The sequence below is a fragment of the Streptomyces sp. NPDC058650 genome, assembly GCF_042717315.1.
Classification (GTDB): Bacteria; Actinomycetota; Actinomycetes; order Streptomycetales; family Streptomycetaceae; genus Streptomyces.
Window position 1 is genome coordinate 1 of the sequence record NZ_JBHXRL010000034.1, and the last position, 13,870, is coordinate 13,870.

At 72.8% G+C, this 13,870-nt stretch carries 7 protein-coding genes and 1 pseudogene; all 8 read right to left on the bottom strand.

Translation table 11 applies throughout. The features are described 5' to 3' along the window. Positions 1-144 precede the first annotated feature (144 nt). The 8 genes and pseudogenes from ACFWWU_RS36035 to ACFWWU_RS36070 all read right to left on the bottom strand — a co-directional run bounded on the left by ACFWWU_RS36035 (position 145) and on the right by ACFWWU_RS36070 (position 13,801). Positions 145-300 carry a VenA family class IV lanthipeptide gene (locus ACFWWU_RS36035; protein ID WP_384153012.1) on the bottom strand — a complete coding sequence of 52 codons (156 nt, stop codon included), beginning with the start codon at positions 298-300 and terminating at the stop codon, positions 145-147. A 52-nt stretch (positions 301-352) separates the two neighbouring features. Then, entirely contained in the window at positions 353-3,079 is a 2,727-nt protein-coding gene (gene lanL, locus ACFWWU_RS36040; RefSeq protein ID WP_384153015.1) for a class IV lanthionine synthetase LanL, read from the bottom strand. A gap of 210 nt (positions 3,080-3,289) precedes the next feature. Continuing rightward, the gene (locus tag ACFWWU_RS36045; protein ID WP_384153105.1) at positions 3,290-4,873 is read right to left on the bottom strand and encodes an ADP-ribosyltransferase domain-containing protein; all 1,584 of its coding nucleotides are present in this window, start codon (positions 4,871-4,873) and stop codon (positions 3,290-3,292) included. A 222-nt stretch (positions 4,874-5,095) separates the two neighbouring features. Continuing rightward, positions 5,096-5,617 (bottom strand): annotated as a pseudogene (locus tag ACFWWU_RS36050) (macro domain-containing protein); the annotation flags it as partial. Positions 5,618-5,740: 123 nt separating this feature from the next. After that, positions 5,741-11,767 (bottom strand): amino acid adenylation domain-containing protein, encoded by a 6,027-nt coding sequence (locus tag ACFWWU_RS36055; protein WP_384153018.1) that lies wholly within the window; start codon positions 11,765-11,767, stop codon positions 5,741-5,743. Continuing rightward, positions 11,764-12,528: a class I SAM-dependent methyltransferase gene (locus ACFWWU_RS36060; RefSeq protein WP_384153021.1), complete on the bottom strand. Its 765-nt coding sequence runs from the start codon at positions 12,526-12,528 to the stop codon at positions 11,764-11,766. Before ACFWWU_RS36060 ends, ACFWWU_RS36055 begins: the two co-directional genes overlap by 4 nt. 46 nt (positions 12,529-12,574) lie before the next feature. Then, positions 12,575-13,336, bottom strand: coding sequence for a thioesterase II family protein (locus ACFWWU_RS36065; RefSeq protein ID WP_384153024.1), 762 nt, complete (start codon positions 13,334-13,336; stop codon positions 12,575-12,577). Between the two features lie 186 nt (positions 13,337-13,522). Next, positions 13,523-13,801: a hypothetical protein gene (locus ACFWWU_RS36070; RefSeq protein ID WP_384153108.1), complete on the bottom strand. Its 279-nt coding sequence runs from the start codon at positions 13,799-13,801 to the stop codon at positions 13,523-13,525. Positions 13,802-13,870: the final 69 nt, after the last annotated feature.

Consider the following 13,870-nt stretch of genomic DNA (forward strand, 5'->3'; position numbering starts at 1 on the left):
GCGCGCATTTTGTTGGGGCCCCCCCCCGGGGGGGCGCGGGGGGTGGGGGGGGGGGGGGGGGCCCCCCCCCCGCCCCCCCCCGGGGGGGGGCGGCGGGGGGGGGGGGCCCCCCCCCCCCCCCCCGGCCGGATGGTGCCGTCCGTCCTAGGCGCAGCTGATGCCGATACAGACGGTGTTGAGGAGGGTCAGCAGGCCGACGCACTCGCACGTCGCGGCGAACGGCGCTCCGTCGACGCCGACGGGGTCGGTCTCCGGAAGGGCGTGGAGCCGGGCCAGCAGTTCGAGGTCCTTGTTCTCCATGGGTTTCTCCTTCGCTTTCTTTCCTGTGGGGGAGCGGCGGACTTCCCGTCGCTCAGTCCGGCACCTGGACCATCCAGTGCCGGGGGTCGGTGTGCCGGAGCCGTACGAGGAAGGCCAGGATTCCGGCGGATCCGTCGCTCCAGCTGGTCGAGACGTCCCCGTACTCGTTGGGGAAGACCACGTGGCCGTGCCGGTGGGCTCGCTCGCCGAGGAGGAGGCGGGACACGTCCTCGGCCATGGCGCGGTAGACGGGGTCACCCGTGGCGTCGGCCACGTCGAGGAGGAAGTCGCCGTTGCCCGCCAGCCCGTGGCACTGGGTGAGGGCGGCGCGGGAGGCACGTTCCATGACTGCGTGGGTACTGCGGCGGGCGAGGTCGCCGAACCTGTCGTCGCCGGTCGCCTGCCACAGCCGTACGAGGAACGCTCCGATTCCCGCCGCGCCGTGGCACCAGTACGGGGCCGTGGGCACGTCCGAGGCCTGGGCGGGCCACTGGGCGGCCTCGCCGGTGAGCACGGCGGCGGCCAGCAGCTGCTCGCCGGCCTCCAGGGCCAGTTCCCTGTGCTCCGGGCGCTGCGAGACGGCCGAGGCGGCCAGGAGGAAGCAACCGATGCCGGCCGTTCCGTGGGCGAAGCCGAGGTACCGCTTGCCGCCCTCCGAGGAAGCGGCTTCCGCGGGAACCGCCCAGCTCACGCCCGTCGCGTCACGCTGTACGGCGGCGGTCAGCCGGTCGGCCGCGTCGACGGCCAGCTCGGCGTAGCGCGGATCATCGGTGCGGTGCCACAGGTGGAGGGCGGCAAGCCCGCTGCCCGCTGTGCCGTGGGTGATGTCGTGATGGGGGGTCACCTGCTGCGGGGCCAGCGCCAGGGCCAGCGCGTGGTCCGTGAGCCCGCGGTCGTCGACGGCGCGCCCGGCGTCGTACAGCGCCCATGCGGTGCCGCGGCCGCCGAAATGCAGGCCGGGGCGTGGGGAGCGGAGATCGGTGCGGGCCGCGATCCAGCGCCCCGCCGTGGAGATCAGGCCGGGCAGGCGTGCGTCGCCGGTGAGTTCCCAGTACCGCGTCAGGACGGCCAGGACGCCGGCCGCGCCCTGCTGCACGGTGCACGGATCGCTCTCCCCGGCCATGGTGGACACGGGCCACAGCCGCCGGTCGTCCGCCGGAGTCATCGAATCGACGAGATGGTCGACCAGGCCGGTCACCGCGTCGTGGGGGCCGTCGTTCCGTGCCGCGCGAGGCACGGCGCGGTTCGCCCGCCGCACCGGGTGCGCCCTCCGGAGAGCCTCGCGAGCCCTGGCGGGGTCCCACCGCTCGACGGGATCGTCCTTCATCAGCCCGAGGACCATCTCCGCCAGGCCGTCCGGCAGCCCGAGCGGACCCGTACAGGAGGCCAGCCACACGGCGAGCCGCTGCTCCGCGGCCCTGGTGGCAGGCTCCTCGGGCAGCAGGTTCGGCACCTTCCCCGCCAGGACGAAGCACGCGGTGGCGCCGAGGCTGTAGTAGTCGGCCGTCGGATGGACGGGTGCGTCGGCCAGACGCTCGGGGGCGCTGAAACCGGGAGTTCCCACCCGGGTCGGCAGGGCGGGCTCGTCCTCCATCACGGCGAGCTCCAGGTCGATGAGGCGCAGCTCGCCGTCCGGGCGGACCATGATGTTGCCGGGGGTGAAGTCCCGCAGGACGCAGCCGCGGGCGTGGGCCGCCGCGACCAGTTCCACCAGGCGAAGGACCTGCGCGGGCGCGTCGGCGCGGTAGCGCTCCGCTCCGGCGTCGCGGAAGTGCTCGGCGACCCAGGTACGCAAGGTCACGCCGGGCACCTCGTCCTGGGCCAGGAACAGGTGCCCGCCGTGCTCGAACAGGGCCAGCGGCTCCGGGGCCAGTCCCGTGCCCCTGAGCTTCTCCAGCGTCCGGGCCTCGGCGCGCAGCCAGTCGCGGACGTCGCGGCCCGAGGAGTCGGCCTCCACGTGCGGGCGGGCTTCCTTGATCACCACGGGTGCGCCCGTGCGGACGTCGCTGCCCCGGTAGACGCCGCCCTTGTTCGTGTGCCGGATCGCCTCCCGTACGGCGAATCGACCACCGAGCAGCACCGGCACGCTCGCGGTATCCGCGGTATCCGCCGTGTTCGCCGCGTCCCTTGTATCCGCAGCTTCCTCCGCACCCCTCGGTTCCGCCGACCGCGGCGAGACGGGCACGGAATCGGGGAACGGACTGACCGCCCAAAGCGGCGGTGAGTACTGACCGGTGCGCTTGTCCTCTACGGGATTGCCGTCGGGGTCCTCGATGAACCACACCAGCAAGCCGTCGTCCGACAGCCGGCGCCGACCGACGAAGGAGCCGTAGCGGTAGTGCACCAGGGAGTGCGCGGCGTAAGGCCGGTCGGACAGGATCCGGGGGCCGGCAAGCCCCGCCGTGGCCCGGTGCAGTTCCCGGGCGAGCCGGGCCGCATCGGCGTCGGAGCGCGGGTAGACGGTGATGAACTTGCCGGAGCTTCCCCTCGGCGTGGCACGGGAGTTGAGCGCACTCACCTGATCCAGCGACCGGGCGAACTTGAACGCCGATTCCTCCCGCAGCAACACCTCCAGGGCCTTCCCGAGGACCGCCGGCGCGGAGGCGACCGTCGCCGACACGTGCAGCTTCCACCCCTGCTCGCGCCGCGCCCCGGCCAGGGGCGCGACTCGGTACCACATCTCGTCCGCATCGGCCGTCCAGCGCGCGCCGGCATCCGTGGCGTGCAGGGCCCGGCGGAGGAGGTCCTCCAGCTCGACTTCGGTCACATCGCTCGTCATTGCCCGTCCCTCTCAACGGTGAGAACCGCTGGTCGGAACGTGCCCGATGACATAAGCAGACCAACACACAGGTGCCCGGATTCACTTGATCCGGCGAGCGCACGGCGCTGCCGGCCCCTCCACCGGCGCGCCCGGCGCGGGCGGCGGCGCACGATACCGGCCCCGCCGCCCGCCACCCAGCGTCCCAACCGGCCATCCGCGCCACGTGCTTCAGGACACCAGCCCCTGCCCCTCCAGCTCGGTCAGCCGCACCGTGCACAACCCTCCACGCTCCGCCTTCACTTCCGTCACCTTCAGCTGTGTGCCCGGAGTGAGGAGGTACTCCTCCTCACCGGTGAACGCGGAGAACCGACGGATCCCCACGGCACGTACGGGTGTCACCTCGAACAAGGTCCGCTTACCGCGGTTGCCGAGGAACGCCCGGGCCACGCCCAGCTCGGACGTGCACGACGACACGCCCCACCACGTCACCGTCCGCCCCAGCGGGTACTGCGACCGCAGGTCCAGCGCCACACCGCGCCACAACGGCTCCGTCCTCGCCGGCAACCCCGCCACCGCCGAGAACAACAGGCGCAGGTACGGCAGATACGGCACCAGCCGCTCCCGGTCAGGGGACCGCAGCACGGCGTTGATCTCGCGGTAGAAGGCCGACTCGCACGTGTACAGGTACAGCGCGGAGATCGCGTCGGCGGACAACCCGGCCACCGAGGATCCGCCCTGCGTCTCCGCCGCCGCCTTCGCCTGAGCATCCGCCGCGGCCTTGGCCTCGGCGACCTTGGCTTCCGCGAACCGACTCGACCGCTCGATGTGCCGGTCCAGGTTCGCGAGCACCCGCGACACCGGCTCGACGGCCTTCCGGAAGTCCATCACCGGTGTGTCGAACACCCCGGTGATCGGCGGCAGGACGAGTCCCTCGTCCTTGACGCTCGTGAGCCGCTCCAGATAGAGCTGGTGCAGCTCCATCGTCGACGCGATGAACGCCCCCATCCGCTCCGAGACGCCACCGCCCGCCGTCCCGCCCGGCCCCGCCCCGTCCTGGTCCCAGCCCTTCCGGGGCAACCAGTCGACCGGCTCGGCCCCGACCGCGGCCAGGGCGTCGTTCACCTGGGTGAAGTGGTCGCCCTCGCAGAAGACGTCGCCCTGCGCCGCCGGGTTCGCGTGGTCCAGGTGCCGGACCTCGACCCCCGGGTACTTCTTCTCCAGCCGCTGGACGACCCGCTTCAGACTGCGGGCGTGCGCGCCCCACCAGGCGAAGACCACACCCCGGTCCTCCTCCCCGGCGTCCTGCTTCGCCCGAAGGATCTCCTCGACGATCTGCTCGGCCACGGGCCGCCAGAACGACGTGTGCCGATCGGTCGGCACCGCCCCGTCCGCACTCGCCGTCAGGGACGCGTTCAGCAGGAGCACGCCCTGGGTGAGCATCGCCTGGAACCACTCCGGCGGCTGGACCGTGTCCTCCTTCTTCAACAGGGCCCGGATGTCGGCGATCGGCGTCTTCTTGGCGACGCCGTACTTCCACATCGCGGCGGCCTTGATGAGGCAGCGCATGCTGACCACACGGCCGAACTGGCTGTCCTTCCAGTCGCCGAAGGTGTTGTCGAACATCGCGATGCCGGTCGCGCTCTCCGCCCGCGGGTACGGGTTCTGCCCGAAGGCGACGACCTTCCACTTCTGCGGCGGATGCGGCTTCAGCGCCTGGAACGTCAACTCCCGTACGGGCACGACCTCCGGACTCCGCTTCGGGCCGATGAAGTCGGCGGCTCCCGGCTGCGCCTCGATCACCGGACCGAGCAACGGCAGCCACGGCTCACCGCCGCCGGCGAACAGCTCGGTCAGCCCCAACGGGTCCCCGGCGGAGAGGGCAGGCCCCTCCGGTACGTTGATCCGCACCCGCTGTGCCGGCCCGGCGCCCTCGATGTCGTCGAGCTGCCCGAGCACCGCCGCCCGCAACGCGTCGTAGTCCGCGAACCCGTGGTCGTGGAACAGGGTGTAGCCCGTCCACATCAGGTTGGCGCACACCGTCGCGGGCACCTGCCCCGTCCGCGCACCCATCCCGACAAGCGCCACGGAACGGATGCTGCCGGGCTTCGCCCGGTTCTGCAGGTGCACCGCCTGGAACGCGGCCGCGCACGCCAGTGCCACGTTCATGGTGTCACTGACGTTCTGCGAGGACTGCCGCATGGTCGGCGTCGAGATCAGATACCGCGGTACGGCCGCCCCGGACGGGACGCACACCGCGCTGCCCACGGGAAGGTTTCCGCCGAACCGCTCGCGGATCGCCCGCTGCACCCGCACCTGGATCCCGGCACCCAGGTGCCGCTTGACGAGCGCGTCGACACCGCCGTCCATCCGGCCCCGTGCGTTGGTCGGGGACACCCAGGCGTCGACGTCCACATCGAGAAGGGAGCCTCTCCGGATCTCGACCTCGGGCGTGTCCGCGAAGGCGGACCGCCAGGCCGCCACCACCTCGTCGTTGACATCGACCAGAACGACCCTCAACGCACGCCCGACACCCACGAATCCACCTCTCTCGCACACGCCCTCGAACGTTTCCGAAGCTACAGCGCCCCACTGACAACGCCGCCGCAGCCGAGAGGGGACCCGACACCACCGGGTGTCGGATCCCCTCGTCGCCTTCCTGTCTACGTGCCTGCCTGCTCCTCAGTCACCCGCCGCGGCCCTGAGCCGGTCGACCGTGACCGCCAGCTCCGCGATCGTGCGGGACGTGAACATCTCGCGCAGGCCGATCGCCACCCGGAAGCCGTCGCGGATCCGGGCGACCAGCCGGGTCGCGGCGAGGGAGTTCCCGCCGAGCTCGAAGAAGTTGTCGCTGACACCGACCCGGGGCAGGTCCAGGACCTCGCGCCAGAGCGCGGCGAGCCGTTCCTCGGTCTCCGTGCGCGGCGCGACGAACCCCGGCGCGTCACCGGCCTGCCGGGGCGCGGGCAGTGCGCGCCGGTCGAGCTTGCCGTTGGCGCTGAGCGGCCAACCGTCCAGTGCCAGGACGTGGTCGGGGACCATGTGCGCAGGCAGCCGGTCGCCGAGCCACCCCCGGAGCCGTTCGGTGAGGGGCTCGGCCGGTTCGGCGGGCCGGGCGGGCGCGTCGCGGTCCACGCGGCCGCCGAGCAGGGAGTGCACCAGCGCGTGGCGCTCGCCGAGCGCGAGCAGCGGCCTGACCGGGTCGAAGGACAGCGCGCCGATCGGGCAGAGACCGATGTCGGTGCGCGCCGCCGTGTCCATCAGGAGCTGGCCCATGTAGCCGGCTTCCAGCAGGCACATGTCGCGGGCGATCGAGCCGTACATGGGCTCGATCGCGTCGAGGTCGGCGACGAGGAACACGCTGAAACCGGACGCCTCGAAGACGGCGCGGTTGTGCGGGGCGTGGATCCCGGGGTCGACACTCGCACCCTCGTCGAGAGTGACGAGCGCGTTCTCCCGCGGGTCGAGGTAGTACGTGCCCGCCGGGAGTCCCGACACCGCACCGTCCTTCACGTACAGGTACGTCTGGACGGGGTAGAGGCCACCGGCGGACGGATAGCGGCACTTGGCGAGACCGTCCACCTCGTCCTGGTACAACACGCGCAAACAGTCCGCCAGTTCGGCGAGGCTGATCGGCCCGGCGAGGAAGTCCCGGTCGCTGCGCCGCCGCGACGGCTCGCCCGGCACGCGCGGGAGGACGACCCGGGGCCGTTCGGGCTCCCGGCGCAGACCGTGCCGGGCGAGCTTGAACGCGGCCCGGCTCAGCGGGTCGAGCACGGTGACGCCGCCGCGGCGGGCCTCCTCGACGTCGGCCGCGCCCGGCCCGGCGACGACATAGGCGACCAGCCCGTCGTGGCCGGGCCGGTCGGGGCGTCCGGTCGCGGTGACGACGGCCGAGGCGACGGCGGGGTGGGCGAGCAGCGCCGCCTCGATCTCGCCGAGTTCGATGCGCTGGCCGCGGATCTTGACCTGGAAGTCGGCCCGTCCCATGAACTCGATGGTGCCGTCCGGGAGCCACCTGCCGAGATCCCCGGTGCGGTACATCCGCTCCCCGGTGTCGGGGTGGGGGACGAACACCGCGCCGGTGCGCTCGGCGTCGCGCCAGTAGCCGTCGGCGAGGCACACACCGGAGACGTACATCTCGCCGGTGACCCAGTCCGGGCACTCCTGGAGCCGTTCGTCGAGCACGTAGTAGCGGACGTTGGCGAGCGGTGTGCCGTACGGGATGCTCCGCCAGGCCGGATCGACCTCGGCGACGCGGTACCAGATGCTCCACACGGTCGTCTCGGTCGGTCCGCCGATGGCGAGCACCTCGACGCCCGGCGCCGCCTTCGCCAGCCGGGGCGGCACCGCCAGCGGGATCCAGTCGCCGCCGAGAACGGCCAGCCGGAGCGAGGCGAGCCGGTCGCCTTCGCCGGCGCTCTCCAGGAGCATCTCCATCATGGCCGGCACCGAGTTCCACACCGTGACCCGGTGGGTGGCGATCAGCTCGCTCCAGTGCACCGGGTCACGGCGGTCGGCGGCGGCGGGCACGACCAGCGCGCCGCCCGCGCCCAGCACGCCGAAGACGTCGAAGGCGGACAGGTCGTGGTGGAGCGCGGTCACCCCGAGACAGCGGTCGCGCTCATCGATCCCGTACGTCTCGATCGTCTCCACCAGGCAGTTGACGAGTGCCCGGTGACTGACCATCACGCCCTTCGGCTCGCCCGTCGAGCCGGACGTGAACATCGTGTACACGAGGTCCGCCGGGCTGCCGACGGACGGGAGCGGCGCGTCGGCGACGGCGGGCAGCGGCCGGTCCACGCTGAGCCGGAGCGGTCCGGCCGGCCAGTCCAGCCGGTCGTCGAGCCGCGACTGGGTGAGGACGAGGTCGACCTCGCCCTTGTCGAGCAGATGGCGGAGACGAGCGCCGGGCAGTTCCGGGTCGATCGGCAGGTACGCGGCGCCGGAGAACAGGACGGCGTAGGCGGCGACGACCTGCTCCCAGCCCTTGTCCATGACGATGGCGACCAGTCGGCCGGGCCGGGCACCGTGCGCACGGAGCCAGGCCGCCACCTGTCGGGCGTCGGTGTCGAGTCGGGCGTAGGACAGCGTCCGGTCCGGGGCGATCACCGCGGGGGCGTCGGGGCGGGCGGCCACGTGCCGCTCGAAGAGGTGCTGCACCTGGATGTCCGGTACGGCCCTGATCGGGCCCGCGCTCTCCCGGCGCCGCTCGGCCTGTGCCGGGGGCAGGCCGAGCGGCCCGCTCCGCGACCAGGCGTCCTCGTCGGTCGCGAGCCGGTGCAGCAGGGACGTGTGCGCGGCGAACATGTCGTCGAGGAGCCCGGCCGGGAAGAGCTCGTCGACCGCGTCCCAGTTCAGGAGGAGCGCGCCCTCCTCCTCGTGCACCTGCTCGTCGAGGGAGACCTGCGGGGTCTGCGAGACGGCGAAGACCGGGGTGAGCAGCCGCTCCAGCGGGGTCTTCGCCGCGGTGGCGAAGGCGAGGTTGCTGGTCATGACGACCGGCATGAGCGCCTGGTCGAATCCGCCCTGGAGCCGCATCAGCTCGCGCAGCACCTCCACGCCGCTGACGTCCTGGTGCCGCAGGTCGGACCTGAGCTGCCGCTGGAGGCCGCGTGCCCGGTCCCGGAAGGAGCCATCGGCGCGGAAGTCGACCTCCAGCAGGGTGAATGACGCGAACTGGCCGAACACCTCGTGGTACGCGGGGTCGTGCACGGGCCGGGTGAGGCGCGGAACGTTGAGCGTGAAGTGCCGGCTGGAGCTCCAGTTGGCCATGGTGTCGGCGTACGCGGCGAGCAGCAGGCCCGTCGGGGTGAGCCCGGCCCGGCCGGCCCGTTCCTTGAGGCCCTGCCAGAGCTCGGCGGGCAGGGTCGTCTCCCGCCGGGTGAACCGCGGCCGGTCGATCGATCCGGCGCGGGCGGCGGCGGGCAGCTGCGGTGCCGGGGGCAGCTCCGGCAGCCTGCGCCACCAGTAGTCCCGCGCGCGCCGGTACGCGGCCCCTTCGCGCCGCTCCGCCTCGGCCCGTACGTGGTCGCGGAAGGTCTTCTCCGGCGCCGGAGGCAGGGCGTCCGGTGCGTCGTAGAAGCGGGACAGGTCGTCGAAGAGCAGCCGCCCGGAGGAGAAGTCCGCGATCAGCGAATCGACGCTGAGGTGGATGCGCGGTCCACCGTCCAGCAGGGTGGCGGCGACCTCGAAGAGCGGCCACTGGTCGGCCGGACGCACCTCGTGCGACAGCCGGTCCCGGGTGGCCGCCAGCGCCGCCTCGGCCTCGTGCGGTGCGCGGCCGCGCAGGTCGGTCACCCCGATCTCGTACGGGGGTACGTCGGCGAGGATCCGCTGCTCGTTGCTGTCGGGCAGCATGACGGCCCGCAGCATCTCGTGCCGGTCGATCACGCGCCTCCAGGCGTGCTCGAACCGGGGCAGGTCGAGAGCGGGGGCGTCGAACTCCAGATAGACGTGGGTGGAGACGTTCCCCAGTTCGAAGGCGCCCGTGCGGCCGAGGCAGTACGCCTGCTGCGTGTCGGTCTGAGGGAAGGGAGAGTGGGTGGAGGGGGCGGAGGGGGAGTCCGCCGGCTCGGTGTCGGAGTGCGCGGTCTCGGCCGGGATCAGCAGCATGCCCTCGCCGGTGAGGGGGAGCCCTGACGGGCACCGCCGGAGGACGGTGGCCGCGAGTGTGGTGATGGTCGGATCACCGTCGAACACGGCGTCGGCGACGTCCACGCCGAGATCGCGCTCGATCCGGCCGACGAGGCGCAGCGTGGCCAGCGAGTCCAGGCCCAGGTCGAGCAGCGGCCGCTCCCGGTCGGGTGCGGCCGCGCACGCCGGCACCAGGGTCGCCACCAGGCGGCTCAGATAGGCCTCGACGGCGCCGTGGGGTCGGTCGGCGGGGGGCTGGTCAGGGAGGCAGTCCGTGCCCCCGGCGCTCCGCTCTCCGCCGGTCCACTCTCCGGCGGTCAGCTCCCCGGCGGTCCACTCTGCGGTGACGGCGAGGGTGCCGTCGAGGAGAGCCTGCCGGATGGCCCGCCGCTGGATCTTTCCGCTGGAGGTCTTGGGGATGGTGCCCGTACGCACGAGGACCAGGCCGTGGAGGCGGACGTCGAAGTCCGCGGCGATCGCCCGGGCGATGTCCTGCGCGACCTCGGCCACGGGCGGCAGCTCCGCCCCGCGCCGGAGCTCGGCGACGAGCACCAGCTGTTCCGCGCCGCCGTCGTCGACGGCCACTGCGGCCGAGGAGTTGGCCTGGAGCGCCGGATGGCTCTGCTCCGCGCGGCGTTCGACGTCCTGCGGGTAGAGATTGCGGCCCCTGATGATGATCAGGTCCTTGCTGCGGCCGGTGACGAACAGTTCGCCGTCGCGCAGGAACCCAAGATCGCCGGTCCGGAGGAACGGCCCTTCTCCGGTCGCCAGTTCGGCCTCGAAGGCCGCCGCGCTCTCGTCCGGCCGCCCCCAGTACCCGCGGGCGACGTTCGGGCCGCCCACCCAGATCTCACCGACCCGGTCGGGCCCGCAGTCGGTCGCGGTGGCCGGATCGACGACGAGCAGCCGCTGCCCGTCGACGGCGGAGCCGCACCCGACGACCTCACGGCTCCGGCCGGGCCCCGCGTCGGCGGTGCCGGGGACGACGCGGTGCGCCTCCAGGGCGGGGGCGTCGACGGTGATCGCGGAGGAGGGGGTGAGGTGCTCCCCGCAGGACACCATCAGGGTGCCCTCGGCAAGCCCGAAGCCGGGCCGCAGCGCTTCCCTGCGCAGCCCCCAGCGGGAGAAGTGGTCGGCGAACCGGTCCAGCGTCGCGGTGCGTACGGGCTCCGCGCCGACGACGACGGTGTCCAGCGTGCTCAGGTCCAGGGGCTCGTGGTCCGCGGGATCGACCCGGTCGACGCAGAGGTCCAGGGCGAAGGGGGGCGTCGGGGACGACGTGGCGCCGTAGGTGGCGATCGCGCGCAGCCACTGAAGGGGGTCGAGGACGAAGGTGCCCGGCGCCATCAGGACCGCGGGTGACCCGGCGACGAGGGGTTGCAGGATGCCGCCGATGAGTCCCATGTCGTGGTACGGCGGCAGCCAGCTGACGGTGAGGGAGTCCTCCGAGGTCCGCGTGCGGGCCTGGATCTGGGCGGAGTTGTGCAGCAGGTTGCCGTGGGAGACCATCACGCCCTTCGGCGCGCCGGTGCTTCCCGAGGTGTACTGCAGGAACGCGAGGGAGTCGGTGCCGACCAGCGGATCGGTCCACTCTTCGGCGTCGGCGGTGAGGGCGCTGCCCGGCAGCCAGGTGACGTCCCGCAGCTCGGGTGCGGCGAGGAGCTGCTCGCGGACGCGGGCCGTGATCCGGTCACCGGGCAGGAGGGCGGTGGGTGCGGCGTCCGCGGCGACGGCCCGGACCCGGGCCAGGTTCCGCGCCTGCGGCGGGTAGCACGGTACGGCGATCGCCCCCGCGTACAGGCAGCCGAAGTACGCGCTCAGGTAGTCGGGGCCCGGCGGGTGCAGGATCAGCACCCGGTCGCCGGTCTTCCCCTCCTCCTGGAGGGTCGCCGCCACCACCCGTGCGCGGTGGTCGAGTTGCGCGTAGGTGAGGCGGGACTCCTCCTCGCCGTGGCTGTCGAGGAAGACGTACGCGAGGCGATCGGGCTGCCGCGCGGCCCGCGACCGCAGCAGGTCGACGAAGCTGCTCGGCCGTCGGCCGTACACCTGCGGGAAGGGTGCGGAGGGGTTCATGACGTGTGGGTCCCGTCTCGGTCGTCGTCACCGGTGCGGCCGACCGGCTTCGCCGCGCTCACCAGCAGGGTCGGCACCCAGGGGCCGCTCCACCACATCCGGGGGCCGGCGTCGGAGCAGGTGGTGTCGGCCGCGCCCGCCGCGCGCAGGATCTCGACGTAGCGGCGGGCGTGGAAGATGTCGGCGATGAGCAGCCGACCGCCCGGCCTGAGGACCCGATAGGCCTCGCGCACGGCCTCCTCACGGCCTTGGGCGCTGGTGATGTTGTGGATCGCCATGCTGGACACCACGACATCGAACCGGTCGTCGGCGAGGGGGAGCCGCCGCATGTCCGCCGTGACCAGGTCGACCTGGTCGGCGACCCGCTCCCGCGCGGCGTTGTCGGCCGCGGTCCGCTGGTTGTTGCCGGACTGGTCGACCGAGCGCCAGATGTCGACCCCGGTGACCCGGCCCTTCGGCACCCGGCGCGCCACGGCGGTCAGCACCGCTCCGCGCCCGCAGCCCAGGTCCAGGACCCGCTCGTCGCCCTTCAGGTCGAGCGCGTCCAACTGCTCTTCCCAGACAAGGAACTTGCCCCGAACCGAAGCGTGCAGGAACAGCCCTCCCGCGACGGCCAGGACCGGCGGGATCCGCAGCAACCGGCGGGGCCCGCCCGCGGCGACCGCCGCCAGGGGAGCCACGACCCCGGCGCCGAACGCCAGCAGCCAGTTCGGGGCGTCGACGCCGTAGCGCCCTCGTCGTCGTAAAGATGTGTTGCTCATGAAAGACAGTCCTTGATTCGCGAGGTCCGTACGGATGGGGTGCGGATCAGCGGGCCGGGCAGGCGGCCGCTACGAGGGCGAGGACCTGGTCGCTCGACTCGAAGGGGAAGAAGTGGCCGCCGGCGAAGGTCCGGACCGTGACGTCGGTGCCCAGCTCCCGCCAGCGTTCGACCTCGGCGGGCGGGGCCGCCGGGTCGTCGGAGCCGCCGAGGGCGATCAGCCGCACACCGGCCGACAGCGTGCCGCGGGTCCGGTAGGTCTCGGCCGCCTCGAAGTCGGCGCGCAGCACCGGAAGGAAGAGCTCCAGCCACTCCTCCTCGGCGAGCAGCTCCGGCGGAATGCCGCCCAGCGCGCCGAGTCGGCGGATGAACTCCTCGTCCGGGAGCAGGTGCATCGCGGGGGTACTGCGGGGTACGTGGGGCGGAACGCTGCCGGAAACGACCACCGCCGCCGGGGGGTTGGGGCCGTCCTGGAGGGCGAGGCCGAGTTCGTAGGCGAGCAGAGCCCCCATGCTGTGGCCGAACAGCACATAGGGAAGAACGCCGGCCCGGTCGGCGACCGGCCCGGCGAGCAGCTCGCCGAGCCGGACGATCGACCTCTCGGCAGGCTCCGCCATACGGAACCCGCGCCCCGGGAGCTGAACCGGTACGACCTCGATTCCCGGGCCCACCAAGCCGTGCCAGGGCCGGAAGGCCGACCCGTCCGCTCCGCCGTGCGGGAGGCAGAAGAGCCGGGCATCGTGCCGGGGCGTTCCTGGACGTTCGGGGGGAAGCCACAGGTTCTCGGAGATGACACTCACGGATTGCACGCACTTTCGGTATGCCGGTGACGCTGCGTCACCCCAATGGATCTTTGGGTGCAACGATCACTCCGGCCGAAAGAAACGGATATCCGTCCGGTCGTACGTGCGCACTCGGCGACGGACGACGTCACCGACGCACCGGCCTCCACCCGGTGTTCGTGGAGGCCGGCGCGTCGGTGTCGGCCGCGGCTGCTACTCCGGGGCCCTCGCCGCCGGGTGCGCCTTGGCGAGGGTGCAGACGCCGTCCTCGCACTGACGCTCCAGCCGGCCGCGTGAGACGGTCTGCGCCAGACCGACCAGCCAGCAGGTGGGGCAGCCGCGGAAGGCGATCAGCGCCAACGGGGCCGCCAGCAGGGTGGCCGGGCCGGCGACGGGCACCAGGGCGATCGAGCCGATGATCAGCCCGAAGCCGACGGCGCCGCGCGCCAGATGGCGTGGGACGGACGTGCTGGCGAAGTCCCTTCCGGACATGGCGGGTTGGGCGGACTTGGTGGTGTGCGAGGCGTGCTCGGTGTGCGAGGCGTGCTCGGTGTTCAGCGT